The following is a 26,181-nucleotide window of genomic DNA, read 5'->3' as shown; positions in this document are numbered from 1 at the left end:
CTCAGCCGCCGCTGACCGGGGGCAGGAAGGCCACTTCGTCCCCCTCGCCCACCTGCAATCCATGCTTGTCGGCGATCAGCGTGCCGTTGACCGCGACTCTCACGCTGTCGGAAGCGGCGGCCTCGATCAGGGAATCGCCCCCCAGCCTCCCAAGACACGCACTCAGTCCGTGCCAATCGCGCGCGCCGGAGGCGGAAAAATCGTGCTCCTCGCACCCCGCCAGGTCCGCCAGTTTTCCCAGGAAGACCAGCTTCATCCGCCCGTCACCGACATGTGCCGGGGTTGCGCGGGGGCGGCACCCGGTGCGTCGATACGGAAATCGTGACGCGCCGGCTTGATCCGCATCGCGGTGTCCAGCGCGCGCGCCATGGCCGCTTCGCTGTCTCCCGATCGCAGCGCGGCGCGCAGATCGACTCGCTCCGCCCCGCCAAGACAAGGGTAGAGCTGCCCGGTCGCGGTGACGCGGATGCGGTTGCACCCGTCGCAGAAATTGGCGCTCAGGGGAGTGATGAAACCGATCCGCCCGCCCGTCTCGGCAATCTCGGCATAGCGCGCGGGCCCGCCGGTGCGGTGGGGCGAGGGTGTGAGGGTCCAGCGCTTCTCCAGCGCCGAACGGACGCTCGAAAGCGGCAGGTAGCGGTCGAAGCGATCCTCCTCCACTTCGCCCAGCGGCATCAGTTCGATCAGGGTGATCGCGTGCCCTTGCCCGTGGGCCCATTCGGCGAGCTGGGGAATCTCCCGTTCGTTGACGCCGCGCAGCGCGACGGTGTTGATCTTGACCGCCAGCCCGGCCGCCCGGGCCGCCGCGATCCCGGCGAGCACATCGTCGAGCCGGTCGCGCCGCGCGAGCCGGGCAAAGGTCGCGCGATCGAGCGTGTCGAGCGAGACATTGATCCGCCGCACCCCAGCCGCCGCCAGCGCATCGGCATGAGCCGCAAGCTGGAGACCGTTCGTGGTCAGCGTCAGTTCGTCCAGCCCGTCGCCGATCCGTCGCCCCAGCGCGCGCACCAGGTCCATGACGTCGCGCCGGACCAATGGCTCGCCCCCGGTCAGCCGAATGCGCCTGATCCCGCGAGCGATGAAACCCAGTGCAAGCCGATGAAGCTCCTCGAGGCTCAGGATGTCGCGGCGGGGGAGAAACTGCATCCGCTCTGGCATGCAATAGGTGCAGCGCAAATCGCAGCGATCGGTCACCGAAAGGCGCAGGTAGTCGATCCTGCGGCAATGGGTGTCTACCAGAGGCGCGCTGACGTTCATGGGCCTAACCTGCCCTATGCAGTTCCGGGAAGCCACCCCCACCGGGTTCGGCGAGCGGCAGGTATTGCCCGGTCACGCCGGGAGCGGCAGCGAGATAGGCCTGCGCCTGCCGCGCGGCCTCCTGCTGGCCGGCAGCCACCGCGTTCACCCGGCGCGGCGCATGTTTGCGGGCCAGACCCGCCACTGCGGCGCGGCGCCATTCACTGTGGGTGTGATCGGCAGGGGCGAAAACGAGCAACAGGTCGTCGCCCGATTCCAGAACCTCCTCGGCATAGGGCAGCCAGTGCTGGTGGAACACGGCCGCCGCCGCCAGGGGATCGCCGGGCAGGTCGTCGACCGCGATCGCTTTCATTCGCGCCGCTCGCGGGTTAGCGTGATGCCGATCTTCTCGCCGGCTTCCGCAATCGCCAGCTTGACGATCTTCACCGTCACCGCCTCGACCCGCGAATCCTGAAGGAACAGCGTTTCGCAGATATGGTCGGCGACCGCTTCGATCAGTTTGAAGTGAACGCCCGGCGGCAGGGCCTCGGTGGCGGCGAACTTCAGATCCATGTAATTCTTGCTCGCATCGAGCGGCGTGTCGGGCGCGTAGTGCGGCGCGCATTTGAGCCGCGCGCGGATCGTGATCCGCAGCGGTTGCGGCTTGCCGGTCTCTTCCGAATAGATCCCGGTCAGGACATCGTGTTCGAGATCGGCGACTTCGAGGATGAGCGAATCGGCCATCGGCTGCGCTTAGCCTGTATTCGACCAGCGCGCGAAGATCGCGGTGGGGAGGAGGCGGGGATCTTTGCCATCTTCGCGCACAGAAAGGTCGCCGTGTTGGATTTCCCCCGGCAGATCCTGCATGGCGGAGGTAAGAAGACCGCCAAGCGCGAGGCTGCTCATGCGCACGGCATAGACGGTCAGGAACAGGAAGCGGCTGTCGGCATCGAGCAGCCGGCGGCAGTCGGCGACGAGGCCGGGCAGGCCCTCCTCCAGCCGCCAGACTTCCCCGTTCGGGCCGCGGCCGAACTTGGGCGGATCGAGAATGATCCCGTCGTAGCGCCGCCCGCGCCGCACCTCGCGCGCGGTAAACTTCGCCGCATCGTCGACCAGCCAGCGGACCGGGCGGTCCTCCAGCCCCGACAGCGCCGCGTTCGCCCGCGCCCGGGCGACCGACTTCTTCGACGCATCGACATGCGCCACGCGCCCGAAGCGGCTGAGCGCCAGCGTGCCGACCCCGGTATAGCCGAACAGGTTGAGCAGCTCCGCATCCTCGCACCCGCCGAGCCGTTCGCCCATCCAGCGCCAGACCGGCGCCATGTCGGGGAAGAAACCGAGATGGCGGAACGGCGTGCACTGCGCGGTAAAGCGCACCCCTTCCCACGCCAGCGGCCAGCCTTCGCGCGGCACGTCCTGCGCGAACTGCCAGCGCCCGCCGCCGTCCTCGTCCGAGCCGGGCACGAATTCGCCATGCGCCTGCCAGTCGGCATCGCGCGGAGCCCACATCGCCTGCGGTTCGGGACGGATGAAGCGATAGGGGCCGTAACGCTCCAGCTTGCGCCCGTGCCCGCTGTCGACCAGCCCGTAATCGGACCACCCCTCCCCTGCCATGACCAGCGGCTGTTCGATCAATCTCGCCATCAGCGCGGCGTCGCGTTCCCGGCAATATAGGCCGCGACCGCGTCGTAATCGCCGGGCAGCTCGACCATCCGCTCCTCCCGCTCGAACAGCTCGCCGACGCGCAGCGGCAGCGGCGGGCGGAAGCCGGTCGCGCGCTCCACCGCGTCGCGGAACTTGGCCGGATGCGCAGTGGCGAGCGTGACCACCGGCACATCGTCCGGCAGATCCTGCTGCCGCGCGGCATGGAGGCCGATCGCGGTATGCGGATCGATCGTCTCGCCGCAGTTTTCCCACGCCCAGCGCATCGCCTGCGCCATGTCGCCCGGATCGGCGCGCGCGCTGGTGAACAGCGCGGAAGCGCCCTGCCGTTGGGCATTGGTGAGCCGCATCGCCCGGCTCGCCTCGAACCCCTTCATCTGTTCGGCCAGCGCGATCCCGTCGCGCCCGCCGGCATCGAACAGCAGGCGTTCGAAATTGGAGCTGACCTGAATATCCATCGACGGCGCGGCGGTGGGCGTCACCGCGCCGGCAGAATAGTCCCCGTCGGTGAGCGCGCGGTGGAGAATATCGTTGACGTTGGTCGCGACCACCAGCCGTTCGACCGGCAGGCCCATGCGCGCGGCGACATAGCCGGCGAAGACATCGCCGAAATTGCCGGTCGGCACGGCGAAAGCGACCTTGCGTGCCGGCCCGCCGAGCTGGAGCGCGGCGGCGAAGTAATAGACCACCTGCGCCATCAGCCGCGCCCAGTTGATCGAATTGACCGCGCCCAGGCCGAAGCGCCCGGTCAGCGCGGGATCGGCGAACATGCGCTTCACCATCGCCTGGGCATCGTCGAAGCTGCCGTCGATCGCGATATTGTGGACGTTGGGGGCGAGCACGGTCGTCATCTGTCGCCGCTGAACGTCGCTGACCCGCCCTTTCGGATGGAGCATGAAGATCTCCACCCCCTCGCGCCCCGCGACCGCGTCGATCGCGGCCGATCCGGTGTCGCCGCTGGTCGCGCCGACAATCGTCAGGTGCCCGCCCTTGCGGCCCAGAAATTCCTCGAACAGCAGGCCGAGCAATTGCAGCGCAACATCCTTGAACGCCAGCGTCGGCCCGTGGAACAGTTCGAGCAGCCAGTTGCGCTGGTCGAGCTGGACCAGCGGGGTCACCGCCGTGTGCGCGAAGCGGCCATAGGCCTGCTCGCACAGCGCCAGCAGCCGCTCGGGCGACAGGCTCTCGCCCACGAAAGGCTGCATGATCCGCGCGGCCAGCACGGGATAGGGCAGCCCGGCGAGCGCCGCGATCTCGTCTTGCGAAAGGCGCGGCCATTCGCGCGGCAGGTAAAGCCCGCCGTCGCTCGCCAGACCGGCGAGCGTAACGCCTTCGAAATCGAGCGCCGGAGCGCTGCCGCGTGTTGAGATGTAGTCCATCGAACCGAGCGACTAGCCGCGCCCCGCGCGCCCCGCAAGCAACACCGGCTAGGCTTGACCGTGGCTTTGCTTCTTTCCGGCACTCTCGTCCTTTGCCTCCAGCCCGCGCTTGAGGCGATGGAGGCCGGCGGCGGCGGCCGCCGCGTGCGGGCCGATCCAGCGTTCGTGGATCGCCTGGATCGGCATGGCGTCGAGGTGATTGAACCGCTCGCGCCCCTTGCGCACCGGCACCACCAGCCCGGCCTCCTCCAGCACGCGCAAGTGCATCATCACCGTGGTGCGATCCAGCGCCGGAAACGAGGTGCACAGCTGCTTGGTGGTGAGCGGCCGCAATTTCAGCGCATCGCAGATTTCCCGCCGCACCCGGTTGGCCAGCGCCTTGAAAACACGATCGAGTTCGTCTTCGTTTGACATGTTAGATTTTTATAACATAATTGATCGCATCTCAAGAGGAGCGTGAATCATGCAGGTGAATTTCAGAGTGTCCGGCCGGATCGCAAAGCCGGTGGAGGACGTGTTCGAAGCGGTCGCCGACCCGGAGAAGCTGTCGTGCTTCTTCACCACCGGCGGGGCGAAAGGGCGGCTGGAAACCGGCGCCACGGTGACATGGGATTTCCACGATTTCCCCGGCGCCTTCCCGGTCGAGGTGATCGAGGTCGTTCCGAACGAGAAGATCGTTCTGGAATGGGATGCGAGCGAAGGGGAAAGCGGCGAAGTCGGCGCGACGATGCAGCCGGCGGATTACAAGACCACCGTCACCATGCTGTTCAAGCCCATCGAAGACGGACGCACCCTGGTCGAAATCGCCGAGGAAGGCTGGCGCGACACGCCCGGCGGGCGGCGCGGTTCCTACAACAACTGCGAAGGCTGGACCGGGATGCTGATCGCGATGAAGGCCTGGCTGGAGCATGGCATCAACTTGCGCGAGGGCTTTTACAAGTAGGCCGCGATCCGCGGCCCCCTCGCGTGTCCCGGCGAAGGCCGGGACCTCGGGCCGCCGGCGCTCCGCCCGACGGCCCGAGGCCCCCGCCTTCGCGGGGGATCGGGAAAGGGAGGGGCCGCGAATACGCGCTTCGTGGCCGCTCGACTGCGCCTGGCTACGCCCGCAGCGTCGTTGCCACGGCGGCGAGCTGGTCGATCGCCGCCCCCCACCCTTCTTCGAAGCCCATGTCGGCATGGTAAAGAACCGACCCGCCTGGAGTCGCTTTCATCGAAAGCTCGTCACCCTGAACTTGCTTGTGCTTTGCACAGCTTCGCTTCCAGGGTCCATTCCTCCTTTTTGCACCGACGATGTCTGGAGGCACGATGGATACTGACGAGTTCAGCATGACGGGCGCAAGGCAATAAGCTTCAGTCCCGGGTGACCAGGCCAAAAAGGCCTTCAGGCCTCGCGCCACCTCCGCCGCAGCGCCAGGACGTAGATCACCAGTGCGATCAGCGCGAAGAAGAACCACTGCCCGGCATAGGCGAGGTGATTGTTCGGCACGTTCGCCGGGTCGGGCGGAGCCAGCGGGGCCAGCCCGGCCACCGGCCGATCGGCGACGAGCCGAGGGCCGGAGGCGATCACCCCTTCGACCGTGCCCCCCTGCCAGTCGGGCGTAGCTGGCCGTTCGGACCATCCGATCGCGATGTCGGCCTCTTCGCCGCTGCCGATCGCGCAGCGGGCGATATGCGCCCAGCCCTTGCGCCCTTCTGCGCTGGTTCCCGCCCGGCTGGAGAGCGAGAGCACGCGCTCGCAATCGAGCTGCGCGTGGCGGAACAGGTTCTGTTCGGCCTCTTGCGCATCGCGCGGCCAGGGCACGGCGGCCGAGATCGTCCGCGCCGCTTCGTAACGGGCGAGCAGCGCCTCTTTCTGCGCCTTGCGGTCGAGCTGCCAGAAACCGAGCGCGATCATCGTCGCGACTGCGGCCAGCACGATAATCGTCGGGACGATCGGGACCTTGCGCGTCATACGTCCGGCCCGCCCGCTTCCTTCGCCGCGTTGCGATATTCCGCGCCGATCAGCCAGCCTTTCGCGATCCGCAGGCCGAAGACCACCGCCAGCGCGGTGATCGGCACCCACAGCAGGACATGGACCCAGAACGGCGGCTGCACTGCCAGCTCCAGCCAGATCGCCAGGCCGGTGATGAGCGCGCCGATCGCCAGCGTCAGGAAAGCGGCCGGCCCGTCGCCCACGTTGAACTTCGAATAGTCCAGCCCGCAGGCGCCGCAGCGCTCGGCGAAGCGGACCCCACGGGCGAAGAGTGTCTTGCCGCCGCAGCGGGGACACAAACCGAAAAGGGCAGCCGCGGCGGTGCCGGGCTGCCCCTTGTCGGCGGATGGGTCGGCGGATGGCTCGCGCGCATCCATCAATGGACGGGCGCGCCCCAGCTGCCCCAGACGTAGACTGTCACGAACAGGAACAGCCACACGACGTCGACGAAGTGCCAGTACCACGCCGCCGCTTCGAAGCCGAAGTGCTGGCGCGGGGTGAAGTGCCCCTTGTAGGTGCGCACGAGGCAGACGATCAGGAAAATCGTGCCGACGATCACGTGGAACCCGTGGAAGCCGGTCGCCATGTAGAACGCGGAGCTGTAGGTGTTCTCGCCGAACGCGAACGGCGCGTGCATGTATTCGTAGGCCTGGATGGCGCTGAACAGGATGCCCAGCAGGATCGTCAGCCACAGGCCTTTCTTCAGCCCGTCGCGATCGCCGTGGATCAGCGAGTGGTGCGCCCAGGTGACCGTGGTGCCCGAGCACAACAGGATCAGCGTGTTGAGCAGCGGCAGGTCGAACGGGTTCATCACCGCTTCGATCGCGACCGGCGGGAACTGGCCGCCGATCACTTCGGAAATCTCGCTCGGGAACAGGGCGAAATCGAACCAGCTCCAGAACCAGCCGACGAAGAACATCACTTCCGACGCGATGAACAGGATCATGCCGTAGCGCATGTGAAGCTGCACCACCGGGGTGTGATAGCCGCCTTCGGCTTCCTTCACGATATTGCCGAACCAGCTGAAGAACGTCGCGATCAGTCCCGCGATGCCAAGCCCGAGCACGATCTGCCAGTTCGCCATTTCGTGCATGTAGAGCACCAGGCCGCTGGTGAAGACCAGCGCCGACAGCGAGCCGATCAGCGGCCAGATGTCGGGGGGAAGGATGTGATAATCGTGGTTCTTGGTTCCGGCCATTGATCGCAGGTCCTGTCTAAACGGTTGCGCGGCCCTTAATCGGCGGCGCGGCGTTGGTCCAGTGTTAGGATGCGCCCGTCGAAGCGGGCTCGGGTTTGCGGTTGAAGGTGTAGCTCAGCGTGATCTGCTCCACGCCTTGCGCGTTGGGATCGTCGAGGATCGCCGGGTCGACGAAGAACAGCACCGGCATGCGCACTTCCTCGCCCGGTTGCAGCGTCTGCTCGGTGAAGCAGAAACACTGGATTTTGTTGAAATACTTGCCGGTCTGCTCGGGCTCGACATTGAACGTCGCGGTCCCGGTGATCGGTTCGCCGCTGTCGTTGCGAGCGACGAAGAAGGCCATCTCGCGCTCGCCGATCTGGACGGTTTCGGTCACTTTCTCAGGCGCGAAAGTCCAGGGCATGTTGCGCGAGGTCGTGGCGTCGAAACGGACCGAGATCGTCTGCGCGCCCGCGCTCTGGGCCAGGCGGGCGGCCAGGTCGGCATCGCTTTCCGTCGCGCGCTGCGTCGTCCCGCCGAAGCCGGTGACCTGGCAGAACAGCTGGTACAGCGGAACCGCGGCATAGCCCAGGCCCAGCATCGCCCCCGCGGCGAGGAAGCCGAGCAGCCCCACGCGCAGGTTCTTGCGTTCGAGCGCGGCGCTCGTCATCGGTCAGTCTCCCATCTTCACGAATGTGAGGATGTAGAACAGCACGACGAAAAAGCCGAGAACCAGCGCGAGCGCGACGTTGCGCCCTTTCTGCCGCTTCTTGAACGCTTCCTGCTCTTCGGGTGTCATGCGATCCATCCTTGGGTTTGGGCCACGCGATCCGCGACCAGCGCCGCGAACAGCACGAACAGGTATAGCACGCTATAGCCGAACAGCCGCTTTTCCGGCCGCATCCGGTCGCCGGCTTGCGATTCGCGAAACGCCACGGGCAGCGACAGCAGCACGAACAGCACGGTCAGCGCCGCCGCCGCCGCGCCATAGATCGCCCCCGTGCCGCCGATCAACCACGGCGCGAGCGCGACGGGAAGCAGGAGCAGAGCGTAAACCAGGATCTGCCGCCGCGTGGACCGTTCGCCCTTCACCACCGGCATCATCGGAATGCCGACTTTGGCGTAATCCGACTGGACGAACAGCGCCAGCGCCCAGAAGTGCGGCGGCGTCCACATGAAGATGATCGCGAACAGCAGGATCGGCATCGCCGTGATCTCGCCGGTCACCGCGACCCAGCCGATCATCGGCGGAAAGGCCCCTGCCCCGCCGCCGATGACGATGTTCTGCGGCGTGCGCGGCTTCAGCCAGACGGTGTAGACGACCGCGTAGTAGACGATCGAGATCGCGAGGATCGCCGCGGCCAGCCAGTTCACCGCCAGCCCCATCAGCAGAACCGAGCCGACCGACAGCGCCACGCCGAAATCGCGCGCATCGGTGCGCGCCAGGCGGCCGGCGGGGATCGGCCGGCCGGCCGTGCGCTTCATCCCCGCGTCGAGATCCGCCTCCCACCACTGGTTGAGCGTCGCCGCGCCGCCCGCGCCGAGCGCAATGCACAGCACCGCAACGAACCCGATCACCGGATGGACCGCGCCGGGCGCCGCCAGCAGGCCGCAGAGCCCGGTGAAGATCACCAGGCTCATCACCCGCGGCTTGGTCAGCGCGAAGAAATCGCGCCAGTCGGCCGCCGGGATTCGGGTCGTGGTCGCGGTCATATCTTTCTCCGGCCCGGCCCCGCCCCGCCCGACCGATCGGCACCGCCCTCCCCCGATCGGGGAGAGGCCGGGGCGTCAGGCGGATGCCGGGCGGTGATCGTGATAGTCGTGATGCTCCTCGATCACCGGCAGCGTCTCGAACTGGTGATAGGGCGGCGGGCTCGACAGCGTCCATTCGAGCGTCGTCGCGCCTTCGCCCCAGTAGTTCGCCGGCGCCCGGCGACCCGCCGTGAAGGCGTAGACGAGGTTGGCGAAGAACACGAGCATCGACACGGCCATGATCGCGTAGCCGACCGACGAGATGTGGTTCCAGTAGGCATAGGCCTCGGCAAAATCGGGATAGCGCCGCGGCATACCCTGCCAGCCGAGGAAATGCTGCGGGAAGAAGATCACGTTCACGCCGATGAAGAAGCCCCAGAAGTGGACATGGGCCAGAAATTCGCTGTGCATCCGCCCGCTCATCTTCGGGAACCAGTAATAGAACCCGGCGAAGAGCGAGAACACGGCACCCATCGACAGCACGTAGTGGAAGTGCGCGACCACGAAATAGGTGTCGTGCACGACATCGTCGATCCCGCCGTTGGCGAGATAGACCCCGGTCACGCCGCCCACGGTGAACAGGAAGATGAAGCCGAGCGACCAGACCATCGGGCTCTTGAACTCGAGGCTGCCGCCCCACATCGTCGCGATCCAGCTGAAGATCTTCACGCCCGTGGGCACCGCGATAACCATCGTCGCGGCGGTGAAATACATCTTCGTGTTCACGTCGAGGCCCACGGTATACATGTGGTGCGCCCAGACGACGAAGCCGACCACGCCGATCGCGACCATCGCATAGGCCATGCCGAGATAGCCGAACACCGGCTTGCGGCTGAACGTGGCCACGATCTGGCTGACCATGCCGAAGCCGGGCAGGATCATGATGTACACTTCGGGGTGGCCGAAGAACCAGAACAAGTGCTGGTAGAGCAGCGGATCGCCGCCCCCGGCCGGATCGAAGAACGTCGTGCCGAAATTGCGGTCGGTCAGCAGCATGGTGATGGCCGCGGCCAGAACCGGCAGCGCCAGCAGCAGCAGGAAGGCGGTGACCAGCACCGACCACACGAACAGCGGCATCTTGTGCAGCGTCATGCCCGGTGCGCGCATATTGAAGATCGTGGTGATGAAGTTGGTCGCGCCCAGGATCGAGCCGGCACCCGCGAGATGGAGCGCGAAGATCGCGAAATCGACCGCCGGACCGTCATGTCCGTATGTCGCCAGCGGGGCATAGACCGTCCACCCGGTGCCCGCGCCGTAACCCGCGGCCGTGCCCGGCACGAAGGCGGAAAACAGCAGCGAGCAGAACCCCGCCACGGTCAGCCAGAACGAGATGTTGTTCATCCGCGGAAAGGCCATGTCGGGCGCGCCGATCATCAGCGGCACGAACCAGTTGCCGAACCCGCCGATCATCGCCGGCATGACCATGAAGAAGACCATGATCAGGCCGTGCGCGGTGATGAGCACGTTCCACATGTGGAGGTTGGCGTCGAAATTCGCCTCCCCGCCCATCAGGTTGACCCAGTAACCCAGCACCTGGATGCCGGGTTCGGCCAGCTCGGCGCGCATGATGCCCGAAATCGCCCCGCCCAGGATGCCGGCGACGATCGCGAAGATCAGGTAAAGCGTGCCGATGTCCTTGTGGTTGGTCGACATGAACCAACGCGCGAAGAAGCCGGGCTTGTGATCGGCATCGTGATGAGCGTCATCGGTGTGGGCCTGGAAGGCTTCAGCGGTAGTAGCCATGATCGCGTTTCTCTTCGACGTAAATCAGTTGGTCGCGGCGGCCGGATCGGCAGCCTCGGCATCGGCGGTTTCACCCGCTTCGGAAGGGGCTGCCGCAGCGGCGGCCTCTGGCTCGCCCACGGTCCCGCCCGGCTGCGAGCGGACCCAGGCCTCCCACTGGTCGCGCGGAAGGGCCTCGACCGCGATCGGCATATAGCCGTGCCGCGCCCCGCACAGCTCCGAGCACTGGCCGTAATAGATGCCCGGCTCGTCGATCGTCAGCATACGCTCGTTGAGGCGGCCCGGCACGGCGTCGATCTTGAACCACAGCGAAGGCACCGCGAACGCGTGAATGACATCGGCGGCCGTGGTCTGGATCCGCAGCGGCGTATCGACCGGCACGACCATGCGGTTGTCGACCTCCAGCTGCGCCGGGAAGCCCTTCGCCCGCGCCTCGTCCTCCGGCATCATGTTCGAGATCACTTCGAACCCGCCGTTGTCGGGATAGGCGTACCCCCAATACCATTGATAACCGGTCACCTTGATCGTGACCGCGTCTTCCGGCGGCGATTCGTACTGCTTGGTGAGCAGCGAGATCGAAGGAATGGCGATCGCCACCAGGATCAGCACCGGCACCAGAGTCCAGACAACCTCGATCAGCGTGTTGTGCGTCGTCTTGGACGGCGTCGGGTTCGCGCCGCGGCGATAGCGGACGATGACCCAGAGCAGCAGCCCGAGCACGAACAGGCTGATCACGCCCATGACCCACATCAGCCCGACGTGCAGGCCGGTCGCGGACCTGCCGATCGGGGAAAACTGTTCCTGAACGTCCCAGCCGCCGGGCGTCGGCTGCCCCCTGATCCATTCGGGACCGAGCGGCTCGTATCCGCCCGCGGCGTCGGCGGCGGCGGCATCCGCCTGGTCCGTCGCCGCAGCCGCAGCGGGAACATCGCTTGCAACCGCCTCCGTCACGGGCGCCTCAGGCTCCGCCTGGGCGAGCGCCGCCTGGGGCGCGAGGGCCAGCACGAGAGCCGCCCAGAGAATAGTTGCAAGCCGCGCAGCCCGGCCGGGCCAATCACCGAATTTCATCTGTCCGACGCTTTCCGTTCTTGTCGTTGGAGGCCACATGCGCAGCCGCGAAAACCCCGTCGGGGGACAGGTCTGCGCGGGCCTATACGCGCGCTTGCCCCCTGTCTCAAGCGCTTCTAGGAGAAAAATCCCCAACCGGCCAGAAGCGCCGGATTCTGCCCCGGGAACGGACGGTAAGCATCGATGACAGAAGACGAAGTCCTGCACGAATTCCGCGCCAGCGAAGCCTTGCTCGAAGGGCACTTCAAGCTCTCTTCCGGCCGGCACAGCGCCTATTACCTGCAATGCGCCCGCGTCCTGATGGACCCGATGCGCGCCAGCCGGCTGGCCGCGGCACTGGCCGCGAAAATGCCGCGCGACTTGCGCAGCGCGGTCGCGAAAGTCGTCTCCCCGGCCATGGGCGGCATCATCATCGGGCACGAAATGGGCCGCGCGCTGGGCAAGGAGGCGATCTTCCTCGAACGGCCGGAAGGGACGTTCGAGCTGCGTCGCGGGTTCCGGCTGGAGCCGGGGGAAAACGTGCTGGTGGTGGAAGACGTCGTGACCACCGGCCTTTCCTCGCGCGAGGCGATGAAAGCGGTCGAAGCGGCCGGCGGCCATGTCGTCGGCCTCGTCTCGCTGGTCGATCGGCGGGCCGAAGGGGTCGCTTTCGACGTGCCCTATCACGCGCTGCTCGACATCGCCTTCCCGACATATGCGGAAGACGAGGTTCCGCCCGAACTCGCGGCCATACCCGTGACCAAGCCGGGCAGCAGGAAGTAGGATGCCGGCTCCTCTCCGCCTCGGCGTCAACATCGACCACGTCGCCACGATCCGCAATGCGCGCGGGGGCGACCATCCCGACCCGGTGCGCGCGGCCGAAATCGTCGCGGCGGTCGGCGGCGACGGCATCACCGCGCACTTGCGCGAAGACCGCCGGCACATTCGCGACGAGGATCTGGCCCGAATCCAGGCCGCGACCGAGCTGCCGCTGAACCTCGAAATGGCCGCGACCGAGGAAATGCTGGAAATCGCCCTCCGGCATCGCCCCCATGCGGCCTGCATCGTCCCCGAGAAGCGGGAGGAGCGCACGACCGAGGGCGGGCTGGATGCAGCGGGACTGCACAATCAGCTCGCCCCGGTGGTCGCCCGCCTTCTGGATGCGGGTATCCGGGTCAGCCTGTTTATCGAGGCGAGCGAGCGCCAGCTCGACGCCGCGCTGCGCCTGGGCGCGCCGGTGGTGGAATTCCACACCGGCGAATATGCCCATGCCACGGGCGAAGATCGCGCGCGCGAGCTGAAGCGCATTGCCGACATGGCCGCGCTGGCGGCGAAGAACGGGATCGAGCCGCATGCCGGCCACGGGCTCACCTACGACAACGTCCAGCCGATCGCCGCCATCCCGCAGCTCGCGGAACTGAACATCGGGCACTATCTGGTCGGCGAGGCGGTTTTCGTCGGGCTGGAACAGGCGGTCCGCGCGATGCGCGCGTTGATGGACGAGGCGCGGTGATGGCGGGTGCGATAGCCTCGCCAGCCAGCTTCTCGTCACCCCGGCCCCCGAGCCGGGGTCCCGCTTCTGCTTGCGCGGCGCCCGAAGGAAGCGGGACCCCGGATCGAGTCCGGGGCGACGGGCTGGGGAACCCGTCGTGATCATCGGCCTCGGATCGGATCTCACCAATATCGAGCGGATCGCCGCCTCGCTGGAGCGGTGGGGCGAGAAGTTCGAGGCGCGCTGCTTCACCGATGTCGAGCGGGCCAAGGCCGCCAGGCGCCCCTATACACGCGCCGGCACTTACGCCAAGCGGTGGGCGGCGAAGGAGGCGTTCGCCAAGGCCGTCGGCACCGGCTTTCGCCGCGGGGTGTTCCACAAGGATATCGGGGTGGTGAACGCTCCGTCCGGCGCGCCGACGCTCGCGCTGGCCGGGGGCGCGGCCGCGCGGCTTGCGGAATTGACGCCGCAAGGCCATGAGGCCGTCATTCATCTCACCCTAACCGACGACCATCCATGGGCCCAGGCCTTCGTGATCATCGAGGCCCGACCGTTATGAGCAGCGCATCTTCCGCCGTGACCGACACCGCCGACAAGACGAAGAAGAAGGAAAAGATCGATTGGCTGTCCGAAATCCGCGGGCTGGCCGTGATGCTGCTCGCGGTGCTGGGCTTCCACAGCTTCATCGCCAAGCCGTTCTACATCCCCAGCGAATCGATGCTGCCCAACCTGCTGGTGGGCGACCGCCTGGTGGTGAGCAAATATCCCTATGGCTGGAGCTGGGCCTCGATCTCGTTCCACCTGATGCCGCGCGGCGAATGGCGTATCTGGCCGGCCACGCCCGAATACGGGGACATCGTGATCCCCGTGCACCCGGTGCGGGACGAGGATTATATCAAGCGCGTCGTCGGCCTGCCCGGCGACACATTCGAAGTGCGCGGCGGGCAGATCGTGATCGACGGCGTTCCTGTCCCGCAGGAGGTGGAGCCGCCGCTGCGGATTCCGATCGACGCCAACATGCGGTGCGATTTCGGCGGCGATCCGCGCACCGGAATGCCGCTCGACTACACCGCCACGCTGCCCGACGGCACGCAAGTGTGCGAGCCGCCGACGCTGCGCGAAACGCTGCCCAACGGGGCGACTTACCTGATCATCGACCACAAGCAGCAGACGCTCGACGATTTCGGCCCGATCGTGATTCCCGAAGGGCATGTCATGGTGATGGGCGACAACCGCGACCATTCGGCCGACAGCCGCGCCTACGACCCGAGCGGGCTGATGGGGCCGGTGCCGCTGGAAAACGTCGGCGGCCGCGCGGAGTTCATCACGTTCTCGCTGGACGGCACGACCGGGTTCAATCCCGTCACCTGGTTCACATCCTTGCGCGGCGACCGCGCCTGGAGCACACTGCGTCCCGCAATCGCCGACAGGGGCACCGAGAGTGAGCGAGACTAGCGAAGCGCGCGGCGCGCCGAAGGTATCGATGGGCAAGAGCCCGGCTCACATCCGCAGCCCCGAATTGCGATTCGAGGCGATGCGCGCGCTCGTCTGGGCAGGGGTCGTCGGCCTGTTCGCGCTCGCCGTCTATATCTCGCAGTCGCTGCTGGTGATTTTCGGCGCGATGGTGTTCGCGACCATGATCGACGGCGGCTCGCGGCTGCTCGGCCGCTATCTCAAGATCGCGCGCGGCTGGCGCGTGGCGATGGTGATCGTCGCGATGGTCGCCTTCCTCGCCTGGCTCAGCTATTTCGCCGGATCGCAGATTTCGCAACAGGCGGCGCAGTTTCCCGCGATCATCGGCGAGCAGGTCGGGCGGCTGCTGAGCCTGCTGCGCGAACAGGGTTTCGCCATCAGCCAGAACGACGTGCAGAACGTCGCCGGCAACCTGGTCAGCGGGGTGGGCACGGTCACCCGCGCGATCGGCGGCATTTTCGGCGGCTTCGCCACGATCGCGCTGATCCTGATCATCGGGGTATATATCGCCATCGACCCCAACCTCTACGAACGCGGCGTGGCGTGGATGGTCCCGCCCCAACAGCGCAAGGTTTTCCACGAAACGATAGAAAGCATGTCGTTCACCATGCGCCGCCTGCTCGCCGGGCGTCTGGTGGGCATGTTCGCCGAGGGGATATTCACCTGGGCCCTGCTGGCATACGGCGGCCAGCTCATCGGGATCGGCCCGGTGCCCATGGCCGTCCTGCTGGGGCTGCTGACCGGTCTGCTGGCGTTCATTCCCAATATCGGGGCGCTGATTTCGGGGGTCCTGATGGTGCTCGTCGGCTTCTCCGGCGGCACCGACATGGGCCTCTACACCATTTTCGTGTACCTGCTGGTGCAGAACTTCGACGGTTACGTCCTGATCCCGATGATCGCCAAGAAGACGGTCGACCTGGCCCCCGCGCTGGTACTGGGCGCGCAGCTGATCTTCGGCGTCCTGTTCGGCATCCTCGGCCTGGCCCTGGCCGACCCCCTGCTCGCCATGATCAAGGTCGGCCTGGAACGGCGCGCCGCGCGGCTGAACAGCGAAACCCCTTCAACCGGGCCGGAGGACTGATGGCACGCAAGTTTCTCTATTTCGTCGCCATCCTCATCGTCCTGGCGATCGCGGCGATGTTTGCGCTGCGCTTCTATTGGGACGACCTGGCCGAAATCGCCTACGTCCCCGGCACCGCATTCGTCGAGCAGGCGCCGCTGGAAACGAACGCCTATCAGGACCCGGCGATGTGGCTGTCGCGCCCCGGCATCGGGCTGGACGATGCCGCGCGCTGGCAGCCGGCGATGCAGGGCGAAGGGCGGCAACTGCCCGCGGAGGACGCGAACGCGCCCGGCGACTTCGCGGTCTTCTTCATCCATCCGACCAGCTATCTCGACCGCGCGCAGTGGAACGCCCCGCTCGACGATGCCGAATCGCAGCGGATCGCCAGGATCTACGTCCGCGGCATGGCCAGCCCGTTCAACCGGGCGAGCGAGATCTGGGCGCCGCGCTATCGCCAGGCGACGTTCGGCGCGTTCCTGACCGATTCGGACGAGGCGCGTCAGGCGATCGACGCCGCCTATGCCGACGTGAAGCAGGCTTTCGACTTTTTCGTCGCCAGCGTCGACGCGGAAACGCCGATCGTGCTCGCCGGGCACAGCCAGGGCGCGCTGCACCTGCTGCGCCTCTTGCGCGAAGAGCTGGCCGACAGTGCGCTCAAGGGGCGCGTCGCCGCGGTCTACGCCATCGGCTGGCCGATTTCGGTCGAGCACGACCTTCCCGCGCTGGGCTTCCCCGCCTGCGCCACCGCCTCGCAGGCCGGCTGCATATTGAGCTGGTCGACATTCGCCGAACCGGCCGATCCCGGCCGCGTGATCGAAGCCTACAGCGGTTCGGCCGGATTCGACGGCACGATACGCGGCGACAGCCCGATCCTCTGCACCAATCCGCTGACCGGGGGAATCGGCGGGGCGGCGCCGGCCGAGGCGAACCTGGGCACGCTGATTCCCGAGGCCGACTATTCCAGCGGGGAGCTGGTGCCCGGTGCGGTTCCCGCGCGATGCAGCGAACAGGGCCTGCTGCTGATCGGCGACCCGCCGGAAATCGGCAGCGCGGTCCTGCCGGGCAACAACTATCACGTCTACGACATCCCGCTGTTCTGGGAAAACGTGAAGCAGGACGTCTCGCGGCGGGTTTCGGCGTGGTCGAACCGCCCCTGATAACCGAAAGCAGCGCCGATTTCGCCGCCGCCCTGCCCGACGGCGGCACCCTGCTGGCCCTCGACCTGGGCACGAAGACCATCGGCACGGCGACCTGCGATGCCGGATGGCACTTCGCGACCGCGGGCAAGACAATCGCGCGCGGCAAGTTCGGGCGCGATCTGGAAACCCTGGCGGCTCTGGTGCGCGAGCGTGCGGTCAAGGGCCTCGTCGTCGGCCTGCCGCGCAATATGGACGGCAGCGAGGGGCCGCGGGCCCAGTCGAGCCGCGCCTATGCGCGCAACCTCGCGAGCGGCCTGGGCCTGCCGGTGCTGCTGTGGGACGAGCGCTGGTCCACCGCAAGCGCGGAACGCGACATGATCGGACAGGACCTGAGCCGGCGCAAACGCGCCGAGCGGATCGACAGCCACGCGGCCGCCGTGATCCTCCAGGGCGCGATCGATGCCCTCACCGGCGCGGCGTTTTAGGACGGATCGACATTCCAGCAATCCCCCACGAAACGATTGGCGATTCGCAGGTTTCCGGGATTTCGCCAGAGGCGACGAACGGGTGTTCGGGGCGCCGAGCGCCGAGCGGGACAACAGGTATCCGCGCTCGACAGCCGCCCACCCGCAGGCGGCGAGCGGAAATGGGCCGAAGGATCGGGCCCGGGGGCGTTCCCGCGGCCTGCATGCAAGTGGCGGAGAGGGAGGGATTCGAACCCTCGGTACCCGTAAGGGCACAACGGTTTTCGAGACCGCCCCGTTCGACCACTCCGGCACCTCTCCGCACGAGAAAGCGCTTGGGGACCGTGCCCCCGGTCGCGTCGGGAGCGGGCCGGTTAGCGGAGCGGTCATGGCTTGCCAAGCCCCTTGTTCCCGGTTCGCGGGGGATGACCGCGGCGGCACGCTTGTTTCGCGGCTGCGAAATCCTATATTCGCCGCTGCAATGGAACGATCGCAGTTCTTTTCCGCCCAGGCGGGCCGGTTCATCGAAATGCCACGCCACGCACGCGCCCGCTTCGGCATAGGCGACGTGGTGCGCCATCGCATGTTCGATTTCCGCGGCGTCGTGTTCGATGTCGACCCGGTCTTCTCCAACAGCGAGGAGTGGTACGAGGCGATTCCGGAGGATATCCGCCCGCGCCGCGACCAGCCGTTCTACCACTTGCTCGCGGAAAACGAGGATTCCTCGTACGTCGCCTATGTCAGCCAGCAGAATCTGGTGCCCGATGCGGACGGCGGACCGGTCGACCACCCCAACGTGGCCGAACTGTTCGAGGATTTCCGCAACGGGCGCTACAAGATGCGCCGTTCGCTGACTCACTGATCGCGCCGTCGGGCGGATCGGCCGGCAGAGCGTCAGGCTTTCAGCTTCCAGCCCGTTCTGAGCACGCGGTAGCAGGCATAGGCCAGGACCAGGTTGAGCAAGCCGAGGCCGAGCGCGCTCTGCACCAGGGCCGCATCGCTGTTGCCGATATCGCTTTCTCCCAGGAAACCGTAGCGGAAGCCGGAAATCACGTAGAAGAACGGATTTGCGCGGCTGATCGTCTGAAACACCGGGGCGAGGTTATCGATCACGTAGAACGTGCCCGAGAGCAGAGCGAGCGGCGCGACGATGAAATTCGTGATCGCGGCGTTGTGATCGAACTTTTCCGCCCAGATCGAGGTCAGGAGGCCCATGAGCGACAGCATGACCGCCCCCATCAGGCCGAACCAGACGACCGCCCAGACATGCTCCACCGCCAGGCTGACGCCGGGATAGAACGCCATGGCCAGGGCCACGGCGGCGCCGACCATGATCGCGCGCGTCACGGCGGCACCGACGATGCCGGCCATCAATTCCCCTTCCGACAGGGGGGGCATCAGCACGTCGATAATCGTCCCCTGGATCTTCCCGCCCAGCAGGGAGAAGCTGGCATTGGCGAAAGCGTTCTGCATCATGCCCATGACGATCAGGCCGGGGGCGACGAAAGTGGCGAAGGGCACCCCCAGCACTTCGCGTCCCCCACGCCCGAGCGCGACGCTGAAGATGACCAGGAACAGCAAAGTGGTGACCGCAGGTGCCCAGACGGTTTGCGTCTGGACCTTGAGAAATCGGCGAACCTCCTTCATATAGAGGCTCCACAGTCCGATGCGGTTGATCCCGTCGAACACGGGCACTCCGCGGGGCGGAAAACGGCGCAGGTCGCCGGGAATTTCCTCCACGATGGATAGGCCCTTGTCGTCGGGCGAACTGGCGGGGGTGCGGGCTTGATCGGCCATTCCGGCGCGACTAGTGCTCGTTGCTTCCGCTGGCAAGCCGCCCCCATGGAATTTGTTGCGAATGGAAATCGAATGAGCTGGACCGACGAACGGATCGCCACGCTGAAGAAGATGTGGGAAGGCGGCGCGACTGCCAGCCAGATCGCCGACGAGCTGGGCGGGGTCAGCCGCAATGCGGTGATCGGCAAGGCGCACCGCCTAGGGCTGAAATCGCGCCCTTCCCCGGTCAAGGCCAACGAACCGAAGAAAGCGGACAAGGCACCCGCCGCCAGGCCCGCGGCGAAGAAGCCGGCGCCGCCCCGCCCGGCGCCCAAGGCGGCGGACAGTGCACCGGCCGCCGCGCCGCCGCGCCCCGCCAGCCAGGGATCGGGCGGTCAGTCGCAGCCGCTGCCCAATCCCGGCCCAGGCCTGCCCAAGATCGTCTCGGTCGGGCCCGGCGGTTTCCTGCGGCAGGGCCCCGGCGACCAGCAGGCGCCGATCCCTCCGGCGCCGCCGCGCCGCCTGGTCCCGGCCAAGCCGAGCCCCGAGATCGCCGACAAGACCAGCCTGCTCGACCTGAGCGACAAGGTCTGCCGCTGGCCGATGGGTCATCCCGGGGAGCCGGATTTCCACTTCTGCGGCGAGCCCGTGAACCCCGGCTTTCCCTATTGCGTCGAGCACTGCGGCCGCGCCTATCAGGCGCAGCTTCCGCGCGGCGCGCGCCGGCCCCCTCCCCCGCTGCCCTTCGGCGGACCGCGGGTTCGTTGAGCATCGCAAGCGGTCGATGGCCGCGCTCTGCGTGACGGCCTGACGGCGGACGTGGTGCGGTGTCCAGGCTTGTCGTTTTCATCGGTGTCCTGCTGCTGGCATGTTGCGCGCCGCCGCAGGAACGCGGACCGGTCGTTCTTGCCGCGGCAAGTCTGCAGGGCGCGCTCGACGAAGCCGCCGCGCAATGGGTGGCGGCGGGCCATCCGCGACCGGTGTTGTCCTACGCCGGATCGCACGCAATTGCCCGGCAGGTCGAAGCCGGCGCGCCAGCCGATATCGTCGTGCTGGCCGACGGGGCGTGGATGGACCGCCTTCAACGCGGCGGGTACCTCGCCCGGGGCGATCCGCGCGATCTGGTGTCGAACACGCTGGTCGTCGTGCATCCCGCCATTGCAGGCGCGAGCGACGATATATCCGAAAGCCGATCCGTAGCTGCGGCTCTGGGCAAGGGGATCGTCGCGATCGGCGATCCGCAGGCCGTACCCGCCGGCCGTTATGCCCGCGCGGCGCTCGAATCGCTCGGCCTGTGGGCAGCGATCGCGCCGCGCACCATCGTGACCGACAATGTCCGCGCCGCGCTGGCTTTGGCGGAGCGGGGCGAAGTCGACGCCGCGATCGTCTATGCCAGCGATGCCGCCGCCTCGCCCAAGGTCTTCGTGGCCGCGCGGGTGCCGGCCGGCGCCCATCCGCCGGTTCGCTATCCCGCCGCAGTCCTGGCGCGCGCGAAGCATCCCGACGGTGGGGCTTTCCTGGCCCACCTGGCTTCGCCGGCGGCGCGGCGCGTTTTCCTGCACCACGGTTTTGCACCGCTTCCGGGGGACGACTGAGCCATGCTCTCGCCCGCGGAATGGGAAGTGATCGGCCTCTCGCTGCGCGTCAGCCTGGTTGCAATGGCAGCCGCGCTGCCGCTGGCCTATGCCCTCGCCTGGCTGCTCGCGCGCCGGCGGTTTCCCGGAAAAGTCCTGCTCGATGCGCTGGTGCACCTGCCGCTCGTCATCCCACCGGTGGTCACCGGGTGGCTCCTGCTACTGGTATTCGGGCGCAACGGACCGCTAGGCGGCTTGCTGGACCGCGCTTTGGGCCTCTCGCTGGCCTTTCACTGGACCGGGGCCGCATTGGCGGCGGGCGTCATGGCTCTGCCGTTGATGGTGCGCGCCATGCGTCTTTCGATCGAGGCCGTGGACCGGCGCCTCGTTGCGGCCGCGCGCACGCTGGGAGCAAGCCGCTGGCGCGCTTTTCGCACGATTACCCTGCCGCTCAGCCTTCCCGGTATTCTCGCGGGGCTGGTGCTCGGCTTTGCCCGTTCGGTGGGCGAGTTCGGGGCGACCATCACGTTCGCGGCGAATATTCCCGGCGAAACGCGCACCCTGCCGCTGGCGATCTACACCCTTCTTCAGACCCCTGGTGGGGAAGCGGCGGTCGCCCGCCTCGCGCTGATCGCGGTATTGCTGTCGCTGGCGGCGCTGATGGCCAGCGAATGGCTCGTCCGGCGAGCTTCCGGGAAGCAGGCGCATGTCGTTTGATCTCGCGCTGACATATCGCGCCGGCAAGCGTGAGCGGGAGGTAGCGATTGCTACATCCGCACGCATTCTCGCGGTAACCGGCGCTTCCGGTGCAGGCAAGACATCGCTGCTCGATTGCCTGGCCGGGTTGCGACGACCGCTGGCAGGGCGAGTCGCGGTCGGGGGCCGCGTTCTTTTCGATGCCGGCGCCGCCATCGACCTCCCGCCCGAAGCCCGCCGAGCGGGTTACGTCTTTCAGGATATGCGGCTCTTTCCTCACCTTACGGTGCAGGACAACCTGACCTATGGCGCGACGGCCGATCGGGAAGCGCTCTGCCCTTCCGCCGATTGGCCGGCGCCAGACGAGGTCGCAGCGCTTCTGGACCTCGGCTCCCTGCTCGATCGCCGCCCCGCCACGCTGTCCGGCGGAGAGGCGCGGCGGGTGGCGATGGCCCGGGCGATCCTCTCGCGCCCGGCCTTCCTGCTGCTGGACGAACCGTTGGCCTCGCTCGACCCCGACCGGGCCGAACGGATCATGGCCATGCTCGAGCGCATCGTGACCCGGATCACCGTGCCGGCCGTCCTGGTAAGCCACGAGAAGCGCGAAGTGGAACGGCTGGCCGGCGCGATCCTCTCGCTGGACTGATGCGACTGGCCAGGGGCCGAGGTGGCGGTTAGATCACACCGCCGGACCAGCTTTACGGGAGAATCGCCCATGCCGCTTTCGCTTCACGCTGCCTTCGTTCCCAGCGCCCTGCAGATGCTCGGCTCGACCCGGAGCCTTGTCGACAAGGCCGAGGCGTGGTGCGGCGAGAAAGGATGCAGCCACGGTGAAATCATCGGTGGCCGCCTGATCGAAGACATGCTGGCATTCGACTATCAGGTCAAAAGCGTCGCCGTGCACACCCAGGGAGCGATCGAAGGGGTTCGTGCGGGCACGTTCAGCCCCGACATGACGCCCCCGCCCGACAGTTTCGACGCGCTGCGCGACAAGCTCGATGGCGCGATCGCGGCGCTGGAAGCGCTCGACGAAGCCGAAATGGAAGAATGGATCGGCCGGCCGATGCGCTTCCAGATCCGCGATTTCACGCGGGATTTCACGGCCGAGGACTTCCTGCTGAGCTTCAGCCAGCCGAACTTCTATTTCCACGCAGCGACCGCTTACGACATCCTGCGCATGAAAGGAGTCGAGGTGGGCAAGCGCGATTTCCTGGGGCAAATGCGCCTGGCAGGAAGCTGACCGCTCAAGACGGCCGGCGCGCGAACCAGATCGTGTGGCGCGGCCCCTTGTTGTTGGGCCGCGCGCGCACTGTGCGCTCATCCACCGCGAAGCCCGCATCCTTCAACCGGCGCGCGAATTTGTGATCGGGCGCCGCCGACCAGACCGCCAGCAGACCGCCGAGCGTCAGCGCATCGCGCAGGCGCGCGATGCCGGTGCGGGTATAGAGCCGCTCGTTCCCGTCGCGCACGATCCCGTCGGGGCCGTTGTCGACGTCGAGCAGAATCGCGTCGTAGCGCTCTGTCGTGCCATCCACGGCGTCGTCGATCAGGGCCGCGACATCGGCGATCACGACTTCGCCGCGCGGATCGTCCAGGCAATCGCCGGTCAGCGCGGCGAGCGGCCCCTTTGCCCATTCGAGGATCTCGGGCACGACTTCGGCCACAACCGCGACGCCCGCGGCGGGAAGGCCCGCCAGCGCAGCGCGAAACGTGAAGCCCATGCCATATCCGCCGATCAGGACGCGCGGGCGCGGCGCATCGATCTGCTCCAGCGTGAGCTGCGCGAGCTGCTCTTCCGAAAAGCGCATGCGCGTGCCCATCAGTTCGTCGCGGCCGAGCATGATGACAAAATCGCGCCCGTGGCTGACCAGGGTCAACGTATCGCCGCCGGGAATACGGGCTGTGGCAAGCGTTTCGCGGGGCAGCATCGGCGTCTCTCCATACATAGCGAAAGGGGCCGCGAAGTTTTTCGCGACCCCTCCTGCTTGTGCCGGGCCCTGCGCGCGGCAGGGCTGTCCGGCGTCAGTCCTTCAGGAAGTCGGGGACGTGGTTTTCGCCGCCGCGCTCTCCGCCGCCTTCGCGGCGCGGACCGCGGTCGCCGCCGCCGCCACCGCGACCGCCACGTCCACCGCGGCGATCGCCGCCACGGCCGCCGCCACGATCGCCGCGATCACCGCGCGGTTCGCGCGGGGGACGGGTGTCCTCCAGCTCCTCGCCGGTTTCCTGATCGACGACGCGCATCGACAGGCGAACCTTGCCGCGATTGTCGATCTCGAGGACCTTGACTTTCACTTCCTGGCCTTCGGAGACGACGTCGGTCGGCTTCTCGACCCGCTCGTTCTTCATTTCGGAGACATGGACGAGACCGTCCTTACCGCCCATGAAATTCACGAAAGCGCCGAAGTCGACGATGTTGACGACTTTGCCTTCGTAGATCTTGCCCACTTCCGGCTCCTCGACGATGCCGAGGATCCAGTTCTTGGCCGCTTCGATCTCATCCAGATTGGAAGAGCTGATCTTGATCACCCCTTCGTCGTCGATATCGACCTTGGCTCCGGTTTCGGCGACGATCTCGCGGATCACCTTGCCGCCGGTGCCGATGACGTCGCGGATCTTCGACTTGTCGATCTGCAGCGTCTCGATCCGCGGGGCATGTTGGGAAACCTCGGCGCGGGCGCTGCCCAGCGCCTTGGTCATCTCGCGCAGGATATGCGCACGGCCTTCCTTGGCCTGCGCCAGCGCCTGCTGCATGATCTCGCGAGTGATCCCGGCGATCTTGATATCCATCTGCAGGCTGGTGATGCCCGCTTCGGTGCCGGCGACCTTGAAGTCCATGTCGCCCAGGTGATCCTCGTCGCCGAGGATGTCGCTGAGCACGGCGAACTCGTCGCCTTCCAGGATCAGACCCATCGCGATGCCGGAAACCGGACGTTCGATCGGAACGCCGGCGTCCATCATGGCGAGGCAGCCGCCGCAGACCGTCGCCATCGAACTCGAGCCGTTGGACTCGGTGATGTCGGAAAGGATGCGGATCGTATAGGGGAAGTCCTCACGCGACGGCAGGATCGGATGCAGCGCGCGCCAGGCGAGCTTGCCGTGGCCGATCTCGCGCCGGTTGGACCCGCCGAAACGCCCGACTTCGCCGACCGAATAGGGCGGGAAGTTGTAGTGCAGCATGAAGTTTTCGTAGGACAGGCCGCCAAGCCCGTCGATCATCTGCTCGCTGTCCTTGGTGCCAAGCGTGGTCGTGCAGACGGCCTGTGTCTCACCGCGCGTGAACAGCGCCGAACCGTGCGTCCGCGGCAGGAGGCCGACGGTCGCTTCGATCGGGCGAACCTCGTCGACCTTGCGACCGTCGATGCGCTGGCCATCCTTGAGGATGGCCTTGCGCACGATGTCGCTTTCCAGCTTCTTCACCAGCTTGAGCTTGCCGAGATATTCCGCCGGATCGGCCTCATCCAGGCTCTCGTAATGCGCGCGCGCCTTGGCGCGTGCATCGGCAATCGCGTTCTGGCGCTGCTGCTTGTCGGTCAGCTTGTAAGCGGCGGCGAGATCGTCGCCGATCAATTCGCGCAATTCGTCGAGCGTGGCGGACTTGTCCTCGACCGGGTCGAGTTCCCACGGCGCCTTTGCAGCCTGCTCGGCCAGATCGACGATCGCCTTGACGACCTTCTTGTTCTCGTCATGCGCGAACATCACCGCGCCGAGCATTTCGTCCTCGGAAAGTTCCTTGGCTTCGGACTCGACCATCATGACCGCATCGTGCGTGGCGGCGACGACCAGATCGAGGCGCCCCTCTTCCAGTGCAGTGGCCTGCGACGGATTGAGGACGTATTCGCCGTCGATATAGCCCACGCGGCAGCCCGAGATCGGGCCCATGAAAGGCAGGCCGGAAATCGTCAGCGCGGCGGAAGCGGCAATCATCGCGACGATATCGGGCTCGGTCTCGCCATCGTACGACAGGACCTGCGCGATCACGTTGATTTCGTTGTAGAACCCTTCGGGGAACAGCGGGCGGACCGGGCGGTCGATCAGGCGGCTGGTAAGCGTTTCCTTCTCGGTCGCGCCGCGTTCGCGCTTGAAGAAGCCGCCCGGGATACGGCCCGCGGCGGAGAATTTCTCCTGGTAGTGGACGGTGAGGGGGAAGAAGTCCTGCCCTTCCTTCACCGTGCGCGCGGCGGTCACGGCGCACAGCACCACGGTTTCGCCATAAGTGGCCAGAACGGCGCCATCGGCCTGACGGGCAATACGCCCGGTTTCCAGAGTGAGGGTCTTTCCGCCCCACTCCAGCGATACGGTTTTCGTGTCGAACATGTGTTTTCCTTCGTGAACCCGCAGCGCCCTATTGCGCGGCGGGGCCTACTTGCCGGGCTAGCCGTCCCGGTCCGGTGCGGGGCCTTGTTGCTTGCCCCAAAGGCCCCTCCGCCGGATTGCGAAGGATAACCTCACATTTTGCGAACCCCAGCGAAGGCTGGGGCCTCATGCCACTGGCGCTCCGCCGGTGGATGGAGATCCCAGCCTTCGCTGGGACTCGCG

32 protein-coding genes and 1 tRNA gene are annotated in these 26,181 nt (G+C 66.9%); 14 read left to right on the top strand and 19 right to left on the bottom strand.

Translation table 11 applies throughout. The features are described 5' to 3' along the window. Window position 1: 1 nt before the first annotated feature. Genes V5F89_RS08405 through V5F89_RS08375 form a run of 7 tightly spaced genes read right to left on the bottom strand, consistent with a single transcriptional unit; the run spans window position 2 to window position 4,691 of the window. A complete protein-coding gene (locus tag V5F89_RS08405; protein ID WP_338445207.1) occupies window positions 2-256 on the bottom strand; it encodes a MoaD/ThiS family protein in 255 nt (84 codons plus the stop codon). Further along, a complete protein-coding gene (moaA, locus tag V5F89_RS08400) occupies window positions 253-1,257 on the bottom strand; it encodes a GTP 3',8-cyclase MoaA (RefSeq protein WP_338445206.1) in 1,005 nt (334 codons plus the stop codon). The genes V5F89_RS08405 and moaA overlap by 4 nt, the downstream gene beginning before the upstream one ends. A gap of 4 nt (window positions 1,258-1,261) precedes the next feature. Next, on the bottom strand, window positions 1,262-1,609 hold the full coding sequence (locus V5F89_RS08395; RefSeq protein ID WP_338445205.1) for a Rossmann fold domain-containing protein: 348 nt from the start codon (window positions 1,607-1,609) through the stop codon (window positions 1,262-1,264). Further along, a complete protein-coding gene (locus V5F89_RS08390; protein WP_338445204.1) occupies window positions 1,606-1,980 on the bottom strand; it encodes a dihydroneopterin aldolase in 375 nt (124 codons plus the stop codon). The genes V5F89_RS08395 and V5F89_RS08390 overlap by 4 nt, the downstream gene beginning before the upstream one ends. Before the next feature lie 9 nt (window positions 1,981-1,989). Next, complete coding sequence (locus tag V5F89_RS08385; RefSeq protein ID WP_338445203.1) at window positions 1,990-2,880, bottom strand: class I SAM-dependent methyltransferase; 891 nt, start codon at window positions 2,878-2,880, stop codon at window positions 1,990-1,992. Next, window positions 2,880-4,277 carry a threonine synthase gene (gene thrC, locus V5F89_RS08380; RefSeq protein WP_338445202.1) on the bottom strand — a complete coding sequence of 466 codons (1,398 nt, stop codon included), beginning with the start codon at window positions 4,275-4,277 and terminating at the stop codon, window positions 2,880-2,882. The genes V5F89_RS08385 and thrC overlap by 1 nt, the downstream gene beginning before the upstream one ends. 48 nt (window positions 4,278-4,325) lie before the next feature. Next, window positions 4,326-4,691, bottom strand: coding sequence for a helix-turn-helix domain-containing protein (locus V5F89_RS08375; protein WP_338445201.1), 366 nt, complete (start codon window positions 4,689-4,691; stop codon window positions 4,326-4,328). 49 nt (window positions 4,692-4,740) lie between these two features. On the opposite strand from V5F89_RS08375, the gene V5F89_RS08370 reads away from it, so the two are divergent. Beyond that, window positions 4,741-5,220 (top strand): SRPBCC family protein, encoded by a 480-nt coding sequence (locus tag V5F89_RS08370; RefSeq protein WP_338445200.1) that lies wholly within the window; start codon window positions 4,741-4,743, stop codon window positions 5,218-5,220. A gap of 438 nt (window positions 5,221-5,658) precedes the next feature. On the opposite strand, the gene V5F89_RS08365 is transcribed toward V5F89_RS08370, so the two are convergent. The 8 genes from V5F89_RS08365 to coxB all read right to left on the bottom strand — a co-directional run bounded on the left by V5F89_RS08365 (window position 5,659) and on the right by coxB (window position 11,989). Beyond that, the gene (locus tag V5F89_RS08365) at window positions 5,659-6,228 is read right to left on the bottom strand and encodes an SURF1 family protein (protein ID WP_338445199.1); all 570 of its coding nucleotides are present in this window, start codon (window positions 6,226-6,228) and stop codon (window positions 5,659-5,661) included. After that, entirely contained in the window at window positions 6,225-6,626 is a 402-nt protein-coding gene (locus V5F89_RS08360; protein ID WP_338445198.1) for a DUF983 domain-containing protein, read from the bottom strand. Before V5F89_RS08360 ends, V5F89_RS08365 begins: the two co-directional genes overlap by 4 nt. Beyond that, window positions 6,626-7,447: a cytochrome c oxidase subunit 3 gene (locus V5F89_RS08355; RefSeq protein WP_338445197.1), complete on the bottom strand. Its 822-nt coding sequence runs from the start codon at window positions 7,445-7,447 to the stop codon at window positions 6,626-6,628. Before V5F89_RS08355 ends, V5F89_RS08360 begins: the two co-directional genes overlap by 1 nt. 64 nt (window positions 7,448-7,511) lie before the next feature. After that, the gene (locus V5F89_RS08350) at window positions 7,512-8,096 is read right to left on the bottom strand and encodes a cytochrome c oxidase assembly protein (RefSeq protein WP_338445196.1); all 585 of its coding nucleotides are present in this window, start codon (window positions 8,094-8,096) and stop codon (window positions 7,512-7,514) included. Window positions 8,097-8,099: 3 nt separating this feature from the next. Beyond that, window positions 8,100-8,225, bottom strand: a complete 126-nt coding sequence (locus V5F89_RS08345) for a hypothetical protein (protein WP_338445195.1) — start codon at window positions 8,223-8,225, stop codon at window positions 8,100-8,102. Then, window positions 8,222-9,139 (bottom strand): heme o synthase, encoded by a 918-nt coding sequence (locus V5F89_RS08340; RefSeq protein ID WP_338445194.1) that lies wholly within the window; start codon window positions 9,137-9,139, stop codon window positions 8,222-8,224. Before V5F89_RS08340 ends, V5F89_RS08345 begins: the two co-directional genes overlap by 4 nt. Before the next feature lie 75 nt (window positions 9,140-9,214). Continuing rightward, window positions 9,215-10,921, bottom strand: coding sequence for a cytochrome c oxidase subunit I (ctaD, locus tag V5F89_RS08335; RefSeq protein WP_338445193.1), 1,707 nt, complete (start codon window positions 10,919-10,921; stop codon window positions 9,215-9,217). A 24-nt stretch (window positions 10,922-10,945) separates the two neighbouring features. After that, window positions 10,946-11,989: a cytochrome c oxidase subunit II gene (coxB, locus tag V5F89_RS08330; protein WP_338445192.1), complete on the bottom strand. Its 1,044-nt coding sequence runs from the start codon at window positions 11,987-11,989 to the stop codon at window positions 10,946-10,948. Window positions 11,990-12,172: 183 nt separating this feature from the next. On the opposite strand from coxB, the gene pyrE reads away from it, so the two are divergent. The 7 genes from pyrE to ruvX all read left to right on the top strand — a co-directional run bounded on the left by pyrE (window position 12,173) and on the right by ruvX (window position 17,620). Then, entirely contained in the window at window positions 12,173-12,751 is a 579-nt protein-coding gene (gene pyrE, locus V5F89_RS08325) for an orotate phosphoribosyltransferase (protein WP_338445191.1), read from the top strand. 1 nt (window position 12,752) lies between these two features. Next, entirely contained in the window at window positions 12,753-13,481 is a 729-nt protein-coding gene (locus tag V5F89_RS08320) for a pyridoxine 5'-phosphate synthase (protein WP_338445190.1), read from the top strand. Window positions 13,482-13,617: 136 nt separating this feature from the next. Then, complete coding sequence (acpS, locus tag V5F89_RS08315; RefSeq protein WP_338445189.1) at window positions 13,618-14,019, top strand: holo-ACP synthase; 402 nt, start codon at window positions 13,618-13,620, stop codon at window positions 14,017-14,019. Beyond that, a complete protein-coding gene (gene lepB / locus V5F89_RS08310; protein ID WP_338445188.1) occupies window positions 14,016-14,915 on the top strand; it encodes a signal peptidase I in 900 nt (299 codons plus the stop codon). Before acpS ends, lepB begins: the two co-directional genes overlap by 4 nt. Beyond that, on the top strand, window positions 14,902-16,014 hold the full coding sequence (locus V5F89_RS08305) for an AI-2E family transporter (protein WP_338445187.1): 1,113 nt from the start codon (window positions 14,902-14,904) through the stop codon (window positions 16,012-16,014). Before lepB ends, V5F89_RS08305 begins: the two co-directional genes overlap by 14 nt. After that, window positions 16,014-17,153, top strand: a complete 1,140-nt coding sequence (locus V5F89_RS08300) for a DUF3089 domain-containing protein (RefSeq protein WP_338445186.1) — start codon at window positions 16,014-16,016, stop codon at window positions 17,151-17,153. Before V5F89_RS08305 ends, V5F89_RS08300 begins: the two co-directional genes overlap by 1 nt. Beyond that, window positions 17,135-17,620: a Holliday junction resolvase RuvX gene (gene ruvX, locus V5F89_RS08295; RefSeq protein ID WP_338445185.1), complete on the top strand. Its 486-nt coding sequence runs from the start codon at window positions 17,135-17,137 to the stop codon at window positions 17,618-17,620. Before V5F89_RS08300 ends, ruvX begins: the two co-directional genes overlap by 19 nt. A 210-nt stretch (window positions 17,621-17,830) precedes the next feature. On the opposite strand, the gene V5F89_RS08290 is transcribed toward ruvX, so the two are convergent. Then, window positions 17,831-17,920, bottom strand: a tRNA-Ser gene (locus V5F89_RS08290). A gap of 160 nt (window positions 17,921-18,080) precedes the next feature. Between V5F89_RS08290 and hspQ the strand changes: the two genes are divergently transcribed. Beyond that, window positions 18,081-18,461, top strand: coding sequence for a heat shock protein HspQ (gene hspQ / locus V5F89_RS08285; RefSeq protein WP_338445184.1), 381 nt, complete (start codon window positions 18,081-18,083; stop codon window positions 18,459-18,461). Between the two features lie 32 nt (window positions 18,462-18,493). On the opposite strand, the gene V5F89_RS08280 is transcribed toward hspQ, so the two are convergent. After that, window positions 18,494-19,396 carry an ABC transporter permease gene (locus V5F89_RS08280; protein ID WP_338445183.1) on the bottom strand — a complete coding sequence of 301 codons (903 nt, stop codon included), beginning with the start codon at window positions 19,394-19,396 and terminating at the stop codon, window positions 18,494-18,496. A 72-nt stretch (window positions 19,397-19,468) separates the two neighbouring features. Between V5F89_RS08280 and V5F89_RS08275 the strand changes: the two genes are divergently transcribed. The 5 genes from V5F89_RS08275 to V5F89_RS08255 all read left to right on the top strand — a co-directional run bounded on the left by V5F89_RS08275 (window position 19,469) and on the right by V5F89_RS08255 (window position 22,885). Beyond that, the gene (locus V5F89_RS08275) at window positions 19,469-20,143 is read left to right on the top strand and encodes a GcrA family cell cycle regulator (RefSeq protein WP_338445182.1); all 675 of its coding nucleotides are present in this window, start codon (window positions 19,469-19,471) and stop codon (window positions 20,141-20,143) included. A gap of 59 nt (window positions 20,144-20,202) precedes the next feature. After that, the gene (gene modA, locus V5F89_RS08270) at window positions 20,203-20,970 is read left to right on the top strand and encodes a molybdate ABC transporter substrate-binding protein (protein WP_338445181.1); all 768 of its coding nucleotides are present in this window, start codon (window positions 20,203-20,205) and stop codon (window positions 20,968-20,970) included. Between the two features lie 3 nt (window positions 20,971-20,973). Continuing rightward, the gene (gene modB / locus V5F89_RS08265) at window positions 20,974-21,666 is read left to right on the top strand and encodes a molybdate ABC transporter permease subunit (RefSeq protein ID WP_338445180.1); all 693 of its coding nucleotides are present in this window, start codon (window positions 20,974-20,976) and stop codon (window positions 21,664-21,666) included. Continuing rightward, window positions 21,656-22,291, top strand: a complete 636-nt coding sequence (locus V5F89_RS08260) for an ATP-binding cassette domain-containing protein (RefSeq protein ID WP_338445179.1) — start codon at window positions 21,656-21,658, stop codon at window positions 22,289-22,291. The genes modB and V5F89_RS08260 overlap by 11 nt, the downstream gene beginning before the upstream one ends. A 69-nt stretch (window positions 22,292-22,360) precedes the next feature. After that, the gene (locus V5F89_RS08255) at window positions 22,361-22,885 is read left to right on the top strand and encodes a DUF1993 domain-containing protein (protein ID WP_338445178.1); all 525 of its coding nucleotides are present in this window, start codon (window positions 22,361-22,363) and stop codon (window positions 22,883-22,885) included. A gap of 4 nt (window positions 22,886-22,889) precedes the next feature. Here V5F89_RS08255 and V5F89_RS08250 read toward each other — a convergent pair whose 3' ends face one another. Together V5F89_RS08250 and pnp are read right to left on the bottom strand one after the other, a co-directional pair. After that, window positions 22,890-23,573 (bottom strand): spermidine synthase, encoded by a 684-nt coding sequence (locus V5F89_RS08250; protein WP_338445177.1) that lies wholly within the window; start codon window positions 23,571-23,573, stop codon window positions 22,890-22,892. 94 nt (window positions 23,574-23,667) lie between these two features. Beyond that, window positions 23,668-25,959 (bottom strand): polyribonucleotide nucleotidyltransferase, encoded by a 2,292-nt coding sequence (gene pnp / locus V5F89_RS08245; protein ID WP_338445176.1) that lies wholly within the window; start codon window positions 25,957-25,959, stop codon window positions 23,668-23,670. Window positions 25,960-26,181 lie beyond the last annotated feature (222 nt).

Source organism: Pelagerythrobacter marensis, assembly GCF_036700095.1.
Taxonomy (GTDB): Bacteria; Pseudomonadota; Alphaproteobacteria; order Sphingomonadales; family Sphingomonadaceae; genus Pelagerythrobacter; species Pelagerythrobacter marensis_A.
This window is presented reverse-complemented; position numbering and strand designations above follow the sequence as displayed.